Genomic DNA, 19,362 nt, shown 5'->3' with positions numbered 1-19,362 from the left:
CCCGGCCCGCCTTGGCGGTCGTGGTGAGTGTCCGGGCTCGGCCGATGCCCGGACTCACCGGGGCCCGAAGCGGTCAGCCGTCGATGCGGTGAGTGGTCCAGAAGGAGGACAGGTCGACGGAGGTGGCCGCCTGGGCGGCGGCCTTGAACTCCGCGGTGGTCGAACCCCGTACCAGTGGGCGGCGGCGTAGTTCTTCAGCAGGTTCTGCATCGCCGTCGTGCCGATCGCGCGCCGCAGGTCGTGCAGCGCGCACTTGCCGTAGGTGTAGACGACCGTGCCGTACCGGCTCGAATGGGCGTCCCAGTAGGCCATCGAGTTGCTGATCTTCTCGGCCGACGACTGCCAGGAGACGCTGTTCCAGCAGTTGGTGCCCGAGATGCCGTTGTAGAGGTCGGTGGCGTAGTCGGTGAACGACTCGTCGAGCCACGGGCTGGCGTACTCGTCGTCGCCGACGATCCCGTACCACCACTGGTGGGCCAGTTCGTGGGCGAGCGCGGTGGAGCTGACCACGTCGAGCACGAAGCCCGGATACTCCATGCCGCCGAACCAGAAGTTGTTGTCCAGCACCACGTCCGCCTCGCCGTACGGGTAGGCGCCGAACCGTCCCGCGTGACCGACGAGCGCGTTCTTCGCGGTGGTCATCATCGAGCTCGCGCTGCCGGAGCTGATCGAGCTCACCCGGTAGACGTTCACGACGACGCCCGTCGTGGTGGTGCTCGTGGTCTTGACGAACGGCCCGGCCGCCCACGCGAACTCGCGGACGTTCTTGGCCGTCGCCTTGGTGATCGTACGGCCGGACGTGCCCGGCGTGTCGACGGAGGTGCCGGTCGCGGGCACCAGCAGCGACGTCGGGTGGTCGAGCGTCACCGAGTAGTCGCTGGTCAGCGCGTAGAAGGACTCGCCGTTGTTGCTGTACGGGTCGAGGTGCCAGCCGCTCGCGTCGCGGACCGCCAGCACCGGCAGCGCGTTGCCGATGAAGTTGTAGGACCCGTCGCGCCCGAACCGGTCGGCGCCGCTGGGCACGACGATGCTGAGGTCGAACCCGATCGAGGCGCTCTGGTTCTGGGCGAGCGGCGTGGGGAGAGCGATCTTCATCGCGGTGCAGGAGACCGACAGCGGGGACGGCGTGCCTCCGGTCACGTTGGTCACGGTGACCGGCGTGGACGGGCATGTCCCGTGGTAGTTGTCCCACAGACGGAGGTAGACCTCCGTCAGAGGGTCCGCCGACGGGTTGGCGAAGGTGACGCTCTCGTGCCCCGTCCACGTGCTGCCCGAGGTGTTGCTGGTCAAGGTGACCGTGTAGGAGGGCGATCCGGGCGTCCTGGTCCCGTCCACCGCGTGGGCCGGCGGAACGCCCCAGACGAGGACGAGCAGGGCCGCCGCCGTGGTGATCAGGAATCGTCGCATCATGAGGAGGGTCTCCCTTCGAGCGCCCGAACCCCCGATCTGCCGACGTAATGTAACTTTTTGTCAAATGGCGGTCAATGATTGCTTTTTGGCCGTTCTGGTGCGTGTATCGACCAAATCTGCCCCGGCTGGCGCCGGTCACTCGATTACGCTATGCGATTGCATCGGTGCGTTCCGTCATCGATACTCGTCCGGGTGGCAGCCGCACTCGGGAGGTCCGGGGTGATTCGAACCAGGCATGGCAGGACCACCGCGGCGATCGTCGCCGCGACCGTGATCCTGTGCGTCCCATCCGGCGCGGCCTCCGCCGGCCCCGGCGGTGATCGGCCGATCGACTGCCGCGCCTGGCCGGAGCCGAACCCCCACACCGTGAAGAACGTCAGGCCCGTGTACTCCCTGACGAACGGGAAGTGGGGCAACGAGGTGGACGTCACGCTCTGGCGCGGCGACGCGGGCCCGCGCGGGGAGTGGCACTACTGGGCGACCCTCACCGGCCGCACCCGCCCGGGTGACGCGGTCTGGCTGAACGTCTGGCCTCCGGGCGGCGGCCCGTGGCATCGGTGCGGCCCCTTTCCGGTGAGCCGTGACGGCCAGGCGGTCTCCTCGCCGATGGCCGTCTGGCGTGATTTCACCCTCGTCAGAGCCTGCGGCCGGCACGACGACTTCAGTACGTGCGGACGCGACAAGGGCGCGATGGTGGACTGACCCCGGCGGTGCCGGCCGGGGAAGGCCGGCACCGGGATCGGTGGGGTCAGCTCGTCGCGCAGGGCGAGCCGTTGAGCGTGAACTGCTTGGGCGCGGGGTTGGCGCCGTTGTCCCAGCGGCCGAGGAAGCCGAAGGTCACGCTGCCGCCGTTCGCCGCGATCGTGGCGTTGTAGCCGGTGTTGGTCACCGTGACCTTCGACCCGCTCTGGGTGTAGGAGCCGTCCCACAGCTGGGTCACGGTCTGCCCGTTGCCGTACGTCCAGCCGAGCCGCCAGCCCTTCACGGCCGCGGCCCCCCGGTTGACGATCCGGACTCCCGCCTGGAAGCCGCCGGGCCACTGGTTGGTGACCGTGTACGTCACCGTGCAGGTGGCGGCCGGCGTCGGCGAGGAACTGGGAGAGGGACTGGGCGAAGGGGACGGGCTGGGGCTCGGGGAGGGCGACGGGCTGGGGGAGGGACTCGGGGACGGCGAGGCGGATGGTGAGGGAGAAGGCGACGGGGAGGGCGACGGGCCGGCGCCGGCGGGGATCACGACGGTGCTGATCGAGTTGGCCGGGAACGTGCCGGTGAAGCCGCCGGCCCCGACCTGCACGTCGGTGTCGCGCCTGATGGCCGACGTGTCGGCCGCCCCGTAACGGTAGACCTGGGCGGTCGCTCCGCCGTCGCGTCCATTGACGGCGACCTCGCTGGTCAGGTCGTCGCCGGTCTTGTTCACCACGACGAGCGTGAGCGCCTTGTCGGAGGCGCGTTCGGCGGCGTACACCGCCAGCTTGCCCTGGTCGGCGCTGGTCGCGCCGACCGCCGTCTCGCCGAACCGGCCGCCCTTGCCGTCGTAGTTCAGGTACATGCGGAAGGCGTACGCGCCGGGCTGGGAGGCCGTGGGCGGCCCCCACAGGGTGGCGAGGTCGAGGCCCTCGCGGCCGAAGATGCCGAGGATGTCTGCCTGGGCCAGGGCGCCGTTGATGTGGTCGAGGGCGCCCCAGTTGTACTCGGTGATCGCGGTCTTGGTGCCGGGATACTCGGCGGCCACCAGTTCCTTCATCCGGGGGATGAGCCGCACCTGCGTGTTGATCCAGCTCTCGTCCGTGTACGACGGGTCCCACAGCGCGCGGGTGGAGCGCAGCCGCAGGGCGTCGGTGGCCGGGTCGCCGCCGGAGCCGAAGGCGACGCCGGACGCCTGTGGGTAGAAGTGCTCGTCGAAGTAGTCGAGGACGCGCAGGCCGTGCTCGTCCTCGTACTTCTTCATTTGCCGGAGATACCACCTGGTGAACGGAAGGCCGCCGCGGACCTCCTTGTCCGGGGGGTTCGACCAGCAGTTGGTCCGGCCGCAGGTCTCCTGGTCGAGGCCGGAGTAGTCCCAGGAGGACCAGCCCCAGCCGACCGGGCCGAGCGTCTTCGCCCCGGGGTCGGCGGCCTTCACGGCGGCGCCGATGAGGTAGGCCCTGTCGCGCAGCTCGACCGAGCTCGCGCCCTCGGGGTGGACGTCCCGGTGCGTGCTGTGCCAGATGTCGGGCTCGTTGTCGAGGTTGTAGAACTTCACGCCGCCGCCCGCGGCCGTGCCGTACCTGCCGGTGAGGTGGCCGATCCAGTCCTTCACGTACGCCGCCCCGGCTTCGACGCTCGTGTCGTGGGGATCGTTGCCGGTGATCTTCGTGCCGTCGGGCTTCACGCCGTTGCCGCAGTCGGGACGCCACTGGTCGGTCTGCTGCTGCGGGCCGTATTTGGCGACGGAGAACCCGCAGGAGGCGTCGCGGCCCTTGGGGACCCAGCCGATCAGCGGGACGGTGAGGATGGTGTCGGTGCCGGTGCGCCTGTCCTGCTCGACGAACCGGTCGCTCGTCGAGCCGTCCGGCAGTTTCGACGGGTCGGCGTTGTCCTCGGCGATGTTCTCGAAGTACCAGTCGGAGGCCCGGTTGCTGGTGTCGTACAGGTAGTTGTAACGGGTCGTCGCGTTGCCGCCCCACCGGCGTACCGGGAGGCGCAGTTCCTTGGCCAGCGCCTCGTCGGCGAAGTTCATGCCGTAGATGTACGGGCTGATGGGGTGCCGCCCGGTGGTGGTGTCCACCGTCAGCGCCGGGCCGTCGGCGGCCGCGAGGGCGGGCACCTGTCCGGCCGCGCCGATCGACAGGGCGATCGCCGCGGTGAGGGCGATCGGGAGCGTTCGCGTTCGCACGGGTCTCCTCTCGGGTTCCTGGAGATTCCTGGGGCCGCCGGGTGCGCGGGGAGCACCCGGCGCGCGGCCAGGCCATCACGCTGGCCAAGACCCGGGCGGGGAACAAGAACGCGGTTCGCCGGAGCGCGGCGGGTACGCGTTGAGCAGCCACACCCCCTCACCTGCCGGTGGAAGTTTCACGAGGACACTGGTTTCACGGGCACACTGTGAGGCCGGGCACGGATGTCCCGCGTCCGCGTGGCGCCCACGAGGGCGTCAGGTGGTCACGAGGTCGAACGACTCCCAGGGGCCGATCGCGTCGCGGTTGGCGATCAGGGGCTGGGCGCCGCCGCTCTCGGCGCAGACGTACCTGCCGTTCGCCTGCGCCCTGAGGCTGATCGTGCCGTCCGGGTTGGCGACCTGCCGGAAGGTCTCCCATGGGCCGATGGCGTCGCGATTGGCGATCAGGGGCTGCGCCCCGGCGCTCTCTGCCGTCACGTATTTGCCGTTCGACCGGGCGCGCAGCGCGATGTCCCCGCCGCCGAGGTCGATCCGGTCGAACTGCTCGTTCACGCCGACGCCGGACCTGCTCGCGATCAGCGGTGACCCGGTGGCGGCGGTGACGTACAGGTCGTTGGCCCGGGAGCGCAGGCTGACGGCGGGGGAGCCGCCCTGCTGCGTGCGGATCCGGAGGGCGTCCACCATGCCGACCGAGGTGGTCCTGTTGACGATCGTGATGGTGTGCTGTCCGTTCGCCAGGCCGGTCTTGCTGTAGACGACCTGCTGGGCCTGCCGGGCCCCCGGCACGTACAGGTTGACGTTGGCCTGGAAGACGTCGTCGATGTAGACGTCCACGTTGCCCATGTCGCCGTTGCGCTCGGACAGGTAGTCGACGCCGGTGCCGGTGAAGGCGTATCGCGCGGTCGCCCCCGCCGTGGTCGTGTGGTGGGTGTCGTCGTTGTAGTCGCCGTAGCCGCGGGCCGTCGTGTGGTGCCAGTTCGCGTCGTAGGTGAGCTCGGTGTCGTTCACCAGCCCGCTCTGCGTGGCCCCCAGGCCCAGGGCGGACGCGGTGCCACTCAGGGCCTTAATGCCCTGGTTCGCCGTGCCGGTCAGCCGGGCCTGCGCGTACGAGCTCAGCGGTTTGGTCGTCCGCTCGACCACGTAGACCGCGCCGGCGGCCGTCGCGAACGTGAGCTCGGCGCCGGAGCCCGTGGTCAGGATCGCGCCGTCGGACACCCGCCGGACCCGCGCCTGCTGGCCGTTCCACGGGTTCACGACCGTGGCCTGCTTGCCGTACAGGCTCTTCAGGCCGACGTACTTGACCTCGCCGGCCTCCCGCTCGGAGCTGACGAGGAAGCCGTCCTTGGCGAGGAGTGTGAACTTCCCGGCGAACGACGCGTCGCCGGGCACGGCCGGGAACACCCGGATCCTGTCGTTGTAGCTCTGCATGAGCGACTCGTTCAGCGCCGTCAGGTGTACCCCCAGGTACTCGAAGACGCCGTTGGTGTTGTTCGTCATGCCGTTCGGGTAGTTCTGGTACTTCTGCAGCATGGTCTTCATGCCCTGGTAGGCCTGGTCGCCGAGGCCCAGCCGGGCGGCCTGCACGGCGTCGTTGGACCACACGTTGCCGTAGGGGAAGGGCCGCTGGTTCCAGGTGTTCAGGGCCGTCTGGTAGTCGGGGGAGCCGATGCCGGTCACCTCGTACGGCCAGATCAGCTCGGCCGCCACGTTCTCGTTGTTGCGGGTCTGGGAGAGGGGCGGCTGGTGCGGCTGGTAGGCGCCGTTGGAGACGGCATACGGCGTCAGGTGGTCGAGCACGTCCTGCCACGTCGACCGCAGGCCGGAGTCGGCCCCGAGTTGCGCGCTCACCCGTATCGCCAGCGGGAACAGGCTGCGCACGGCCGCCAGGTCGGTGATCGCGTTGCGCACGTTCCAGTACGTCTCGTGGGCGTTGGAGTTCGCCATGGAGTAGGCGCCGGTGGCCGCGTCGCGGGACAGCATGGCCGAGTAGAACTTCGCGGTCTCCCGCATGAAGGGATAGGCCACGTTTCGCAGGTAGTCCGCGTCGTCGGTGTAGCGGTACCGCATGTACATGCTGTAGGCGGCCTCATAACCAGTGGACAGGATGTTCTTGGTGTAGTCGCTGCCGACCGTGCCCCGCGCGTTGCCGTCCCAGCCCATGGTCTCCGGCACCCACAGGCCGTCCACCCCGTACCTCGTCAGGGTGTACGCCTTCAGGGCGGCGTAGTTCCGGCTGTACAGGGTGTCGTGCCGGTCGACGAGGTCGGTGTGGTTGGAGGCGAGGAAGGACAGGTAGACATCGCGCTGGTTCCAGTACCAGTACGCGTTGCTCCACTTCGTCTCGTCCCGCGTCGCCCGGAAGACGCCGTTGATGAAGTGGAAGGGGTAGTTCCCGCGGCCGCCGGCCGCGATCATGTAGGTGGACAGGTAGTACACGTTCTCCAGGTAGTCGGCGTCGCCGCCCAGGCCGGAGTACTGCACGAACGACCTGGCCCAGAACGCGTGCCACCAGTTCTTGTAGCCGGTGAGCGTGGTGGCGTACCCGGCGGACTTGACCGAGCTCAGCTGGTTGCGGGCCTGCGCCACGGAGTCGTGGCCGGGGGCGTTGATCCGGCTCGCCGCGGTGAACCAGATCGTGTAGCTGGAGGCCGGCGTGACGGTCAGCCGGACCGTCCGCGAGTCGACCACCTGGGTGGAGAAGCTCGCGCCCTCGACCGTGGCCGCCAGCGTGTAGCCGAAGCCGTTCGGATCGGACTGCCCCCGGCTCAGCCCGGCGACGCCGGCGTCCGCGAACGTGGAGATCGTCTTCCATGTGTTCAGAGAGGGCACGTCGCCGCTGTTGGTGACGGTGGCGGGGTCCCACATGCTCAGCGTGAGGGCCACACCGGACACGCCGCCGCGCGCGTCGTCCACGTGGATGCCCATCACCTCGGAGTTCGGCGACCCCATGACGGTGACGGTCCGGTTGGTGTCGTACTTCGTGACCAGGGTGCCGTCGTAGAGGGACAGCCGCTGCTGGTAACTGGAGTAGCCCGCGTCCATCGCCGGGGTGGTCGCCAGGTTCACCAGCCCGGCGGCGTACGCGGACTGCTCGGACAGGTCGACCCCGGACGTCTGCATCGTCAGCCCGTTCTGGCTCCAGACCATGGCGCCGGTGCGCCCGTTGCCGACGGTCAGGCCGTACAGGGGGTTGGTGTTGGGCCGGTTGTAGACGACGTCGTGCTTGGACAGGTAGCTCGCGTAGTCGACGTTCAGCGTGCCGCTCGCCTGGTCGAAGGCGGCGTCGGCAGCCGAGGCGCGCGCCGGGGCGGCGACCCCGCCGGTCAGCAGCCCCGCGAGGAGCGCGGGCAGCGGCAGGAGCCGCAGGAGCCTCATCACATGGCTCACCCTTTCGTGGTGGTGGCCGCCCCCTGACGGGTGGACGCGTCGCGGCATGGCGGATCCGCCTCCCGCGATCCGGCGGGAGACGGGGAGTCGGTGCGGCGGTGAGTGAGGACGGGGATCACGGGGTGGAGAGGCCGCGCGGCGCCGTGCCGGCTGTCGGCGACCGGATCGACGCCGCGCGGGCCTCTCCCCGTGTGTCACAGCCCGGGGGCTTCGTGCGCCGCCTCCGGCACGAGGTGGCGCACAATCGCAGTCTCCGGACTGTCAGCCGCAGTTAACATCGGATGTCTCCGCCCGTCAAGGGCTGCTGATGTCCGGATTTGTTGTGATCGTTCACAGGCGCGGAAAAGATAGGTCGGATGTAAGCATCGATCGACGGTCGGCGAATACCGCCTTGACTCCCGTCGCCGGGCGCACGCATGCTGCTCTCACCGTACACAAAACGTTTTGCGGGTCAACGGACGGAAGTGGGGGGCACATGGCGGAGCTGCCGCGCCGGGTCCTGGTGACGGGCGCCGCCGGGCGGGTGGGCCGTGCGACGCTCGACCTGCTCGCCCGGGAGGGCGTGCCGGCCAGCGCGCTGGACCTGCGCGATCCCGGCGACCTGCGGGCGGATCGCGTCGTCGCCGGGCGCGCCGACGATCCGGAGGCGGTGCGCGAGGCGCTCGACGGCGTCGACGCCGTGATCCACCTCGCGGCGATCCCCGCACCCACCCTCGGCACCCCGGAGGAGGTGTTCCTGGGCAACGTGGGGGCGACGTTCGTCGTGCTGGAGGAGGCGGGCGCGGCCGGCGTCCGCCGGGCCGTCGTCGCGAGCAGCTTCAGCGCCCTCGGTCTGCCGTGGGCGGCGCGGCCGCTCCACCCGGCGTACGTGCCGGTGGACGAGGCCCTGCCGCTGCAGGTGGAGGATCCGTACGGGCTGTCGAAGCAGGTCGACGAGACGACCGCCGCCATGATGGCCCGCCGCCACGGCATGACGGTCGTCGCGCTGCGCTACCCGCTGCTCGGCGGCCCCGGGGACAAGCTGGACGAGCGGGCGGCCGGATACGCCGAGGACCCGGGGCGCGGCGCGAGCGAGCTGTGGACCTACCTGGACACCCGCGATGCGGCCCGGGCCGCCTGGCTGTCGCTGGTCCGGCCGGTCGAGGGCTTCCGGGTCGTCTTCGTGACCGCCCCCGTGACGCTCGCCCCGCAGCGGACGGAGGACCTGCTCGCCCGCTTCCATCCGGCCGCGGAACGGCGCGCCCCGCTGCCCGGCAGGACCGCGCCGGTGGACCTGACGGCGGCCGAGACCCTGCTCGGCTTCACCGCCGAGCACCTGTACGAGCCCGTTCCGGCCGGGGAGGCGTCGTGACCCGCCCCCTCGACGGCGCGGCGGTCATGCCGGAGACGCAGGCCCCCTGGCCGGCCCGCGACGGCCTGCGGATCACCGCGGTCCGGACGATCGTGACGGCCCCCGAAGGGGTGCCGCTGGTCGTCGTCCGCGTCGACACCAGCGACCCCGGCCTGTACGGCCTGGGCTGCGCCACCTTCACCCAGCGCTTCCACGCGGTGGCGGCCGCGGTGGACCGGCACGTCGGGCCGATGCTGACCGGCAGGCACCCCGCCGACATCGAGGACATCACCCGGATGGTCCACCTGTCCTCCTACTGGCGCGGCGGGCCGGTGCTCAACAGCGCGCTGTCGGGGGTGGATCAGGCGCTGTGGGACATCGCCGGCAAGCGGGCCGGCATGCCGGTGTACGAGCTGCTCGGCGGCAGGGTGCGCGCGGCGGCCGACACCTACCTGCACGCGGGCGGGGCGACCGTGGAGGAGACGATCGAGCACGCGGCCGCGATCCTGGCGGACGGCTATCGCCACGTCCGGCTGCAGACGGGGGCGCCAGGGTTCGGGAACTACGGCGCGCCCGGATCTCCGGGCGGCTACCCCGCCTCGCCCTACCCCGACGGCTGGGACGTGCAGCGCTACCTGCGGGAGACCCCGAAGCTGTTCGAACGGGCCCGGGCCGAGCTGGGGGAGGATCCCGGCCTGATGCACGACGTGCACTCCCGGCTCACCGTCAAACAGGCCGTGGCGCTGGCGCGGGCGCTCGAGCCGTACCGCCTGTTCTTCCTGGAGGATCCGATCCCGCCGGAGCTGTACGACCGGCTGCCCGAGGTGCGCGAGGCGGCGCCGATGCCGATCGCGGCGGGGGAGCAGGTCGCATCGGTCGCCGACGCGGCCCGCCTGGTCAGGGACGGCGGGGTCGACCTGCTGCGCCTGCACGTCTCCGCGGTCGGCGGCCTCACCCCGGCGCACAAGCTGGTGGCGTTGTGCGAGCTGACCGGGGTGGGCACGGCCTGGCACGCGCCCGCGGACGTGTCACCGATCGGCGCGGCGGCCAACGTGGCCCTCGACGTCACGTCCCCGGCGTTCCAGATCCAGGAGGGGCACGTCTACCCCGAGGCGGTGCACGAGGTCTTCCCCGGAACCATCAGCCCGGTGAACGGCTACCTCTACCCCAGTGATCGGCCCGGATGGGGCATCGACGTCGACGAGGCCGCGGCCGCCCGGCATCCCCCGCTCACCCACCTGCACGAGCGGTGGGCGGCGCGGGTGAGGCGGCCGGACGGCGGGATCGAGGCCCCGTGACTCCCGCGGGGGAAACCTCCGCCGAGCCCGCCCCCGGCTCTTCGGTGGCGAGGGGGCAGCGGCCGAGCATCCGGGGCGTGGCGCGGCTCGCCGGGGTGAGCGCGACGACCGTCTCCCACGCGCTCAACGGCCGCCGCCCGGTCGCCGAGGACACCCGGCGGCGGGTGCTCGAGGCGATCGAGCAGCTCGGCTACCGGCCGAACGCGCTCGCCCGCGGCCTGCGCACCAGCAGGAGCCAGACGATCGGCCTGGCCATCCCCGACATCACCAACCCGTTCTATCCGGCGCTCGCCCGCGGCATGCAGGACGTGCTCGGTGGCGCGGGCTACGAGCAGATCATCAGCAACACCGACGGCGACCGGCGCAGGGAGCGGGCCGCGATCGAGCGGATGATCGCCCGGCAGGTCGACGGGCTGGCGTTCGCCGTGTTCCACACCCACGCCGAGGACCTGGCGCCCGCCATCGAGGCCGGCATCCCCGTCGTACGGCTCGGCGGCAGGCTCGCGCAGCACGGCGTCGACGTCGTGCGCAGCGACGACGAGGGCGCGGCGGGCGAGGCGGCCCGTCACCTCCTGGAGTGGGGATACCGGCGGATCGGCTTCGTCAGCGGGCCCCCGGCCGAGGGGCCGGCCGCCGAGCGCGTCGCCGGCTACCGGGCCGCTCTCACGGCGGCCGGGACGCCCCCCGACCCGCGCCTGGTCGTGCACACCGACTTCGACCGCGCGGGCGGCGCCCGGGGCGCCGCCGCGCTGCTCGATCTGCCGGATCCCCCGGACGCCGTGCTGTGCGCCAACGACGTCATGGCCATCGGCGCGCTGGACACCGCCCGCGCCCGCGGCCTGCGCGTGCCACAGGACCTCGCCGTCATGGGGTTCGACGACATCGAGGCGGCCGCCATGGTCGTGCCCGGCCTCACGACCATGGCCAACCCCGCCAGGGAGATCGGCCGGGCGTGCGCGCGGCGGCTGCTCGACCGGCTGTCCGGCGGCGCCGGGCCGTCCGCTGAGGTGGTCATCCCCGCCCGTCTCGTGCGGCGCGGCTCCGCCTGATCCGGCCCCTTGACATCCGGATGGTCCCGTGCGACTTTCGGGATCAGTCTTAACGATTTGCACGACGCTCTCGACGACGAGAACCAGGCGTGACGTGCACCTCCGGCGGCACCCGGAGACGACGTCGCCCACCCGGACACCGGCCCCGCGGATCGCGGAGAGCCCTGTCCGCCGGCCCGGAAGCGGCCGGGCGGCCGGGCGGCGGACCCGGGCGGGGACGGACAGGCCGACGGAGAGAGGAAGATCCATGGACGTGGCACGCGGGCGGCTCCGCCGCCTGCTCGCACCCGCGCTCGTGCTCGCGGCGGCGGTCGCCGCGGCGGGCTGCGCGGGCGACACCGGTGAGCCGGCCCGGGGAGGTGACCGGACGCTGACGATGTGGACGTTCAAGAAGTCCCACGCGGAGGCCCTGACGACGGCGGCCGCGCAGTTCACCAAGGAGACCGGGATCGCCGTCAAGGTCGAGGCGGTGACCCCCGACGACGTCTTCGTGAGCAAGGTGCAGAGCGCCGCGCAGACGGGCGGGCTGCCCGACGTGCTCGAGGTCCACTCCGGCGGTGAAGACCTCGAGATGGGCGCTTCCGGGCTGCTGCAGGACATCCGGGACGACGTCACCGACGCATGGAAGCAGCGACTCCTGCCGACCACCCGGGAGAGCGGCGTGCTGACCCGGCAGCGCATCGACCAGGCGGCCGCCGACTCCCCCTTCAAGAACGCCACGGCCGGACAGCGGTTCAGCGTGCCGTTCACGGCCGGCGCCTTCGGCATCGTCTACGCCCACAAGGACAAGCTCAAGGCGGCCGGGCTCGACCCCGACACACCGCCGAAGACCTGGGAGGACTTCCTCGACGCGCTGAAGGCCACCACGGCCCGCGATCCGCGGCAGGGCGGCCTGGCCCTCGGCCTGAAGGTCAGCCAGACCGGCTTCAACTGGATCTACCAGCCGCTCGCGCACTCCTACCTCGGCAGGGACCGGTTCCACGCGATGTGGGCCAAGGGCGCGGCCCAGGGCTTCGCCTCGCCGGAAGGGGTCGAGACGCTGGAGCTCTACAGCAGGTTGACGCCGTACTGGATGCCCGGCGCGACCACCCTGGGCATCGACGAGGCCGACATCGCCTTCGCCCAGGGCAAGGCCGCCTTCGACGTCGGCGGAACCTTCACGCTGGCGTTCCTCGCGCAGAACGGCGTGTCCCCCGCCACGCTGCTCACCTTCCCCGTCCCGCCGCCGGCCGAGGGGGCGAACAAGGAGATCTCCATGTCGCCGCTCGCGCTGACCGGGCTCGGCCTGACGGCGACCGCGAAGGACCGCGCGGCCGCCGTCCGATGGATCGACTGGCTCACCTCGCCGGCCGGCGCCGGCGCCGTCGCCAGGAAGTCCCTCGACCTGCCCGCCACCGACCTCGGGGCGCAGGCCGAGTCGCTGGTCGGCCCCGACCTCGCGGCCATGCAGCAGTTCTTCAGCGGGCCGCCGGCCGGCGCGTACGACGCGGCGGACGTGAGCTTCCAGCCGTCCGACTACGACCAGGTCAAGCCGGGGGACGTCATGGTGCGGCTGAGCCCGCTCGGGGAGCTGACGCCCGGGCAGGCGGGAGCCGAGCTGGACAAGGCCATGGCCTCGATGGGGAAGGCCACCGGATGAGCGTCCTCACACTGAGGGAGCGCACCCGGAAGACCGCGGCGGGCGCGTCCGGCGGCGCCCGCCGGTGGTCGTCCCGGGTGACCGGCGTGGTCTTCGTCCTGCCCGCCGTCGCGCTGTTCCTGCTGATGGGGGTCTACACCATCGCGAGCGGACTCGCGCTCAGCTTCGCCAAGTGGAACGGCTTCACCCCTCGCTGGATCTGGGTCGGTGTGCGCAACTACCTCGACCTGCTCTACGCCGACCCCGTCCTCGCGGCCGAGCTGCGCCGGGCCGCAGGGCACACGCTGCAGGTCATGGTTGCCGTGCCCCTGCTGACTGTCGTGATCGCGCTGCCGCTGGCGGTCGCGCTGAACTCCGTGGGGCGCCTGCGCGCCGTGCTCCGCTCGGTCTACTTCCTGCCGTACGTGACCACGGGCATCGCCGTCTACTTCGCCTGGCGCTATGTCCTGGAGCCCGACGGGGCGGTGAACCTCCTGCTGCGGGCCACCGGCCTTGGATCGCTCGCGCAGCCGCAGGGCTTCCTCGGCAACCCCGCGACCGCGCTGCCGACCCTGATCGTCGTCCTCGTCTGGTCGAGCGTGCCGGTCGCGACCCTGCTCTACCTGAGCGGACTGCAGGCGATCGACCCGAACCTGCCCGAGGCGGCGCAACTCGACGGGGCCGCGCCGCGCCACGTGTTGCGCCACGTGACCTGGCCGCTGCTGCGGCCGATCACGGCCGCGATCGTGCTGCTCGGCATCCGCGACGCGCTGCACGGCTTCCAGATCTTCCTGGTCATGACGCGCGGCGGGCCGGGCGGGCACACCGACGTCCTCGGGCTGATGGCCTACCGGCTGTCGTTCTTCAAGGGCCTGGCCCAGACCCTGGGACTGGCCAGTGCGCTCGGCTGGCTGCTGTTCGCGGTGGCGCTGCTGCTGACGCTCGCGAACGCGCGGCTGCTCAGGGCGGTGCGATGAGCGGCTCCCGCACGGCCCGGATCCTGGCGTACGCCGGGCTGGCCGGCTACGCCCTGGTCAGCCTCTACCCGTTCCTGTGGATGGTGTCGGGTGCCTTCAAGGGCCGGCTGGAGATCCTGCGCGGCGGCGGGCTGATCCCCGAGGCCCCGACCTTCGCCACCGTGACGTCCACCTGGAGCCGGCTGCATTTCTTCGACTACTTCCTCAACAGCCTGAAGGTCACCGGGCTGACGGTCGCGGGCGTGCTCGTGGTCTACAGCCTGGCGTCCTACGCCTTCGCCGTGCTCGACTTCCCGGGACGGCGGGCGCTGTTCTGGATGTTCGTCTCGCTGCTGTTCGTCCCCGGCATCACGATGCTGCTGCCGGTGGTCGTGCTGGAGAAGCACCTCGGCATCCTCGGCACACACCTCGGGCTGGTCCTGCCGTTCGTCAACGGCACGGCGCCGCTCACGGTGTTGCTGCTGACCGGCTCCTTCCGTGCCGTGCCGGGGGAGCTGCGCGACGCCGCGCGCTGCGACGGGGCGGGCGACCTGCGTATCTACCTGTCCGTCTACCTGCCCCTCGCCAGGCCGGCGCACGTCACGGTCGCCGTGCTCACGGCCGTGCCGACGTGGAACGAGTACCTGCTGTCGCGCGTGTCGCTGTCCGACCCTTCCCGCTACACCCTGCCCATCGGGCTGGAGTCGCTGATATCGAGCGAGGTGCCCCGCTACAACGAGGTGATGGCGGCGTCCCTGATCATCGTCCTGCCTGTCGTCGCGCTGTTCCTGTTCCTGCAGCGCTACTTCGTCAACGGCCTCGTCGGCGCGCTCAAGGGCTGAGGACCGGATGCTCGAACGCGAGGGGGTGACAGACGGATACCACCTGTGTTAGAAACCGGTAAATTCCTCTACAGTTCTCCGCAAGAAGCGGACAGAGCAGTGAAGGAAGAAATCAGGGGCGGCACCCCTCCACCCGGCACAAGGGCAACAGCGCGGCGGCGCGCGCCTTGCCTGACATGAGTCTTCAGGTCAGGAAGGAAGAGTCCCCATGTCCCGACGTCCGTGGCTGACGAAACTGGCCACGCTGGCGCTCATCATCCCGGGAGCCGTCACGTTGACCGCTCCCGCGGCGAACGCGCTGACCATCCCGGCCTCCGACTACCAGCAGGTCGCCCTCGCGGCCGGGGGAGCGGAGCTCGGCGAGGCCATGTCGCTGGCGGTTCTCCCGAACCGGTCGGTCGTGCACACGGCTCGCGACGGCACGGTGCGTGTGACCGACGCGAACGGCACCACCAAGGTGGCGGGCAAGCTCAACGTCTACACGCACGACGAGGAGGGCCTGCAGGGTGTGGCGGCCGACCCGGGCTTCGCCGCCAACCGCTACATCTGGCTGTACTACTCGCCCCGGCTCACCACTCTGGACGGCGACGCGCCGACGAACGGCACCCAGGCACAGTTCGACCAGTGGAAGGGCGAGCTGCACCTGTCCCGGTTCACCCTGAAGGCGGACGACACGCTCGACATGGCCAGCGAGAAGGTCGTCCTCGCCGTCCCCAACGACCGCGGGCAATGCTGCCACGTCGGCGGCGACATCGACTTCGACGCGGCGGGCAACCTCTATCTGACCACCGGCGACGACACCAACCCGTTCGAGTCGAACGCCTACTCCCCGCTGGACGAGCGCACCGACCGCAACCCGCAGTTCGACGCGCAGCGCTCGTCGGGCAACACCAACGACCTGCGCGGCAAGGTCCTGCGCATCAAGCCGCAGCCCGACGGCACCTACACGATCCCCAGCGGCAACCTCTTCCCGCCCGGCACGGCGAAGACGCGGCCCGAGATCTACGCGATGGGCTTCCGCAACCCCTTCCGGATGTCCGTCGACAAGGCCACCGGCATCGTCTACCTGGGCGACTACGGGCCGGACGCGGGAGTGAGCGACCCCAACCGCGGGCCGGGCGGGCAGGTGGAGTTCGACCGGATCACCGGGCCGGGCAACTACGGCTGGCCGTACTGCACGGGGACGAACACCACCGCCGAGACCTACAACGAGTACACGTTCCCCAGCGGCCCCTCCGGAGCCAAGTACGACTGCGCCGGCGGGCCCACCAACGACTCCTTCCGCAACACCGGCCTCGCCAAGCTGCCCCCGGCCAAGCCGAGCTGGATCAGGTACGGCGGCGACGCCGGATCGCCGCCGGAGTTCGGCAGCGGGTCGGAGTCGCCGATGGGTGGCCCGGTCTACCGCTACGACGCCGGTCTCAACTCCGGCGTCAAGTTCCCCTCCTCCCTGAACGGCCGCTTCTTCGCGGGTGAGTACGGCAGGCGGTGGATCAAGGCGATCGAGGTGAAGAGCGACGGCTCGCCCGGGGAGATCTCCGCCTTCCCCTGGACCGGCACGCAGGTCATGGACATGGCCTTCGGCCCCGACGGCGCCTTGTACGTGCTCGACTACGGCACCGGGAGCAACAACCAGGCGCTCTACCGGATCGAGTACATCGGCGGGAGCAACCGCAACCCGGTCGCCAAGGCGTCGGCGAACAAGACCTCGGGCCCGACGCCGCTGGCCGTCACCTTCTCCTCGGCCGGCAGCTCCGACCCGGAGGGCGGCGCGCTGACCTACTCGTGGGCCTTCGGGGACGGCGGCACCTCGACCGAGGCCAATCCGGCGCACACGTACACGACCAAGGGCACCTACACGGCGACGCTGACCGTCAGGGACCCACAGGGCCTGACCGGGACGGCCGACGTGCTGATCACCGCCGGCAACACCGCGCCGACCGTGTCGCTCACCACCCCCGCGGACGGGCAGCTGTTCGCGTTCGGCGACACCGTGCCGTTCCAGGTGCAGGTGAGCGACCCCGAGGACGGCACGATCGACTGTTCCAAGGTCACCGTGACCTACCTGCTCGGACACGACAGCCACGAGCACCAGATCACCTCCAGGACCGGCTGCTCGGGGAGCGTCCAGGTGCCGACGGACGGCGAGCACGACGCGGCGGCCAACATCTACGGCGTCTTCGACGCGAGCTACACGGATTCCGCCGGGCTCACCGCACACAGCAAGCGCATCCTGCAGCCGCGCCACCGGCAGGCCGAGCACTTCGGCGCCCAGCAGGGCGTCCAGACCGCCGACCACGGCGGCGCCGAGGGCGGCAAGACCGTCGGCTTCACCGACGACGGCGACTGGATCTCCTTCCAGCCGTACGCGCTGGGCAACGCGACGAAGATCACCGCCCGGGTGTCGTCCGGCGGCCCCGGCGGCCGGATCGAGGTGCGGGCCGGTTCGGCGACCGGCACGCTGCTCGGCGGCGTGACCGTGCCGAACACCGGAGGCTGGGACACCTTCACCGACGTCTCCGCACCCCTCAGCGGCGCGCCCACCGGCTCGACCACGCTGTTCCTCGTCTTCCGCGGTGTGACCGGCCAGGGCAACCTGCTCGACCTGGACGCCTTCACCTTCGACGCCTCCACCTCCACCAGCCAGACGGTCGAGGGCGAGGCGTACACCTCGCAGTCGGGTGTCCAGCCGGCCGACCACGCCGGGGCGAGCGGCGGCAAGACGGTGGGGTACATCAACAACGGCGATTGGGCGGGCTACTCGTCGATCGGCACGGCCGGCGCGAAGGGCTTCAGCGCCCGGGTGTCCTCCGCCGGCTCGGGAGGCGCCATCCAGGTCCGCTCCGGCTCCGCGACGGGGACGCTGCTGGGGTCGGTGAACGTGCCGGTCACCGGGAGCTGGGACACCTTCACGACCGTCTCGACCACGCTGACCGGCTCGGCCTCGGGTCCGCTGTTCCTCGTCTTCACCGGCAGCGGCACCGACTACCTGTACGACATCGACACCTTCACGATCACCAAGTGACCCGGCGGAAGGACCCCCATGCTGCGACGTCTGATGCTCGCCGCGGCGGTGCTCGCCACCGCCGCCGCCACCGCCATCCCCGCCGTGCCCGCCGAGGCCGCCGAGGCCGCCGCCTTCAAGGTGCTCGTCTTCTCCAAGACGGCCGGGTTCCGGCACGACTCCATTCCCGCGGGCGTCCAGGCCATCCGCGACCTGGGCGCCACAGGAGACTTCGAGGTGAACGCGACCGAGGACGCCGGCGCGTTCACCTCGAGCAATCTCGCGCAATACAGGGCCGTGGTGTTCCTCAGCACCACCGGCGACGTGCTGGACGCGGCCCAGCAGGCCGCCTTCCAGTCGTACGTCGACGGCGGGGGCGGCTACGTGGGCGTGCACGCCGCCGCCGACACCGAGTACGACTGGCCCTACTACGGCCAGCTGGTGGGCGCGTGGTTCGACAGCCATCCCTCCATCCAGCAGGCGAACGTCAAGACCGAGGACGCCGCACATCCCGCGACCTCCGGCCTGCCGGCGACGTGGACGCGGACCGACGAGTGGTACAACTACCGCACCAACCCGCGGCCCAACGTGCACGTGCTGCAGAGCCTGGACGAGTCCAGTTACAGCGGCGGGAACATGGGCGACCACCCGATCACCTGGTGTCACCCGCAGGCGTCCGGCCGCGCGTTCTACACCGGTCTCGGCCATACCGCCGAGTCCTACACGGAGCCGAACTTCCGCCGCCTGCTGCTCGGCGGCATCAGGTACGCGGCCGGAGCGGTGCAGGCCGACTGCGCTCCCCCCAGCGGCGGTCCGGGCGGCGGGACGATTGAAGCGGAGTCCTACACTTCCCAGTCGGGCGTCCAGCCCGCCTCTCACGGCACCGCCAGCGGCGGCACGACCGTCGGGTTCATCGACAACGGCGACTGGGTGGGGTACGCCTCGGTCGGCACGGCGGGCGCGACCGGGTTCACCGCCCGGGTCTCCTCCGCGGGAGCGGGCGGCGCCATCCAGGTCCGGTCAGGTTCCCAGACCGGCACCCTGCTCGGCTCGGTCACCGTCCCGGTGACCGGCAGCTGGGACACCTTCACGACCATCTCGACCACGCTGACCGGATCGGCCTCCGGACCGCTGTACCTGGTCTTCACCGGCGGCTCCGGTTCCCTGTTCGACGTGGACACGTTCTCGCTCACCACGTCGGCCACGACGACCGTCGAAGGGGAGGCGTACACCTCGCAGTCCGGCGTCCAGCCCGCCGACCACGCCGGGGCGAGCGGCGGCAAGACGGTGGGGTACATCAACAACGGCGACTGGGCCGCGTACTCGGGCGTGAGCACCTCGGGCCTGAAGTCGTTCGGCGCGCGGGTGTCCTCGGCGGGCTCCGGTGGGACGATCCAGGTCCGCTCGGGTTCGGCGACGGGGACGCTGCTGGGGTCGGTGAACGTGCCGGTGACCGGGAGCTGGGACACCTTCCGGACGGTCTCGGGGACGCTGACCGGCTCGGCCTCCGGCCCGCTGTACCTCGTCTTCACGGGAAGCGGCGGCAACTACCTGTTCGACCTCGACTCCTTCACGGTCACGAGGTGACGGCGT

General features: G+C 71.1%; 12 protein-coding genes. 9 read left to right on the top strand and 3 right to left on the bottom strand.

Annotated elements, in window-relative coordinates:
- Positions 1-54 precede the first annotated feature (54 nt).
- The gene (locus IL992_RS22465; protein WP_226873593.1) at positions 55-1,410 is read right to left on the bottom strand and encodes a M1 family metallopeptidase; all 1,356 of its coding nucleotides are present in this window, start codon (positions 1,408-1,410) and stop codon (positions 55-57) included.
- Positions 1,411-1,629: 219 nt separating this feature from the next.
- Between IL992_RS22465 and IL992_RS22460 the strand changes: the two genes are divergently transcribed.
- Positions 1,630-2,112 carry a hypothetical protein gene (locus tag IL992_RS22460; RefSeq protein WP_193205353.1) on the top strand — a complete coding sequence of 161 codons (483 nt, stop codon included), beginning with the start codon at positions 1,630-1,632 and terminating at the stop codon, positions 2,110-2,112.
- A 46-nt stretch (positions 2,113-2,158) separates the two neighbouring features.
- On the opposite strand, the gene IL992_RS49270 is transcribed toward IL992_RS22460, so the two are convergent.
- Entirely contained in the window at positions 2,159-4,285 is a 2,127-nt protein-coding gene (locus IL992_RS49270) for a glycoside hydrolase family 44 protein (RefSeq protein WP_319018734.1), read from the bottom strand.
- 255 nt (positions 4,286-4,540) lie between these two features.
- The gene (locus IL992_RS22450; protein ID WP_226873592.1) at positions 4,541-7,660 is read right to left on the bottom strand and encodes a fascin domain-containing protein; all 3,120 of its coding nucleotides are present in this window, start codon (positions 7,658-7,660) and stop codon (positions 4,541-4,543) included.
- A gap of 487 nt (positions 7,661-8,147) precedes the next feature.
- Here IL992_RS22450 and IL992_RS22445 point away from each other — a divergent pair, with 487 nt between their 5' ends.
- The 8 genes from IL992_RS22445 to IL992_RS22410 all read left to right on the top strand — a co-directional run bounded on the left by IL992_RS22445 (position 8,148) and on the right by IL992_RS22410 (position 19,356).
- Positions 8,148-9,023: an NAD-dependent epimerase/dehydratase family protein gene (locus IL992_RS22445; protein WP_193205352.1), complete on the top strand. Its 876-nt coding sequence runs from the start codon at positions 8,148-8,150 to the stop codon at positions 9,021-9,023.
- Positions 9,020-10,300: an enolase C-terminal domain-like protein gene (locus IL992_RS22440; RefSeq protein ID WP_319018733.1), complete on the top strand. Its 1,281-nt coding sequence runs from the start codon at positions 9,020-9,022 to the stop codon at positions 10,298-10,300. The genes IL992_RS22445 and IL992_RS22440 overlap by 4 nt, the downstream gene beginning before the upstream one ends.
- Before the next feature lie 77 nt (positions 10,301-10,377).
- Entirely contained in the window at positions 10,378-11,349 is a 972-nt protein-coding gene (locus tag IL992_RS22435) for a LacI family DNA-binding transcriptional regulator (RefSeq protein WP_193205351.1), read from the top strand.
- A gap of 247 nt (positions 11,350-11,596) precedes the next feature.
- The gene (locus IL992_RS22430) at positions 11,597-12,988 is read left to right on the top strand and encodes an ABC transporter substrate-binding protein (RefSeq protein WP_193205350.1); all 1,392 of its coding nucleotides are present in this window, start codon (positions 11,597-11,599) and stop codon (positions 12,986-12,988) included.
- The gene (locus IL992_RS22425) at positions 12,985-13,944 is read left to right on the top strand and encodes a carbohydrate ABC transporter permease (RefSeq protein WP_193205349.1); all 960 of its coding nucleotides are present in this window, start codon (positions 12,985-12,987) and stop codon (positions 13,942-13,944) included. The genes IL992_RS22430 and IL992_RS22425 overlap by 4 nt, the downstream gene beginning before the upstream one ends.
- The gene (locus IL992_RS22420) at positions 13,941-14,765 is read left to right on the top strand and encodes a carbohydrate ABC transporter permease (RefSeq protein WP_193205348.1); all 825 of its coding nucleotides are present in this window, start codon (positions 13,941-13,943) and stop codon (positions 14,763-14,765) included. The genes IL992_RS22425 and IL992_RS22420 overlap by 4 nt, the downstream gene beginning before the upstream one ends.
- A 208-nt stretch (positions 14,766-14,973) precedes the next feature.
- Positions 14,974-17,790, top strand: coding sequence for a carbohydrate-binding protein (locus IL992_RS22415; RefSeq protein WP_193205347.1), 2,817 nt, complete (start codon positions 14,974-14,976; stop codon positions 17,788-17,790).
- Positions 17,791-17,808: 18 nt separating this feature from the next.
- Positions 17,809-19,356: a ThuA domain-containing protein gene (locus IL992_RS22410; protein ID WP_226873590.1), complete on the top strand. Its 1,548-nt coding sequence runs from the start codon at positions 17,809-17,811 to the stop codon at positions 19,354-19,356.
- Positions 19,357-19,362 lie beyond the last annotated feature (6 nt).

The sequence above is a fragment of the Microbispora sitophila genome (genome assembly GCF_014892245.1).
Lineage (GTDB): Bacteria > Actinomycetota > Actinomycetes > Streptosporangiales > Streptosporangiaceae > Microbispora > Microbispora siamensis.
The sequence above is the reverse complement of the archived record's forward strand: the minus strand, read 5'-3'. Positions and strand labels throughout refer to the sequence as shown.

Excerpts from the sequence above, each read along its gene's own strand:
- IL992_RS22465 (WP_226873593.1), bottom strand. The coding sequence starts at position 1,410 with ATGATGCGACGATTCCTGATCACCACGGCGGCGGCCCTGCTCGTCCTC.
- IL992_RS22450 (WP_226873592.1), bottom strand. The coding sequence starts at position 7,660 with ATGAGGCTCCTGCGGCTCCTGCCGCTGCCCGCGCTCCTCGCGGGGCTG.
- IL992_RS22425 (WP_193205349.1), top strand. The coding sequence starts at position 12,985 with ATGAGCGTCCTCACACTGAGGGAGCGCACCCGGAAGACCGCGGCGGGC.
- IL992_RS22445 (WP_193205352.1), top strand. The coding sequence starts at position 8,148 with ATGGCGGAGCTGCCGCGCCGGGTCCTGGTGACGGGCGCCGCCGGGCGG.
- IL992_RS22410 (WP_226873590.1), top strand. The coding sequence starts at position 17,809 with ATGCTGCGACGTCTGATGCTCGCCGCGGCGGTGCTCGCCACCGCCGCC.
- IL992_RS22415 (WP_193205347.1), top strand. The coding sequence starts at position 14,974 with ATGTCCCGACGTCCGTGGCTGACGAAACTGGCCACGCTGGCGCTCATC.
- IL992_RS22430 (WP_193205350.1), top strand. The coding sequence starts at position 11,597 with ATGGACGTGGCACGCGGGCGGCTCCGCCGCCTGCTCGCACCCGCGCTC.
- IL992_RS22420 (WP_193205348.1), top strand. The coding sequence starts at position 13,941 with ATGAGCGGCTCCCGCACGGCCCGGATCCTGGCGTACGCCGGGCTGGCC.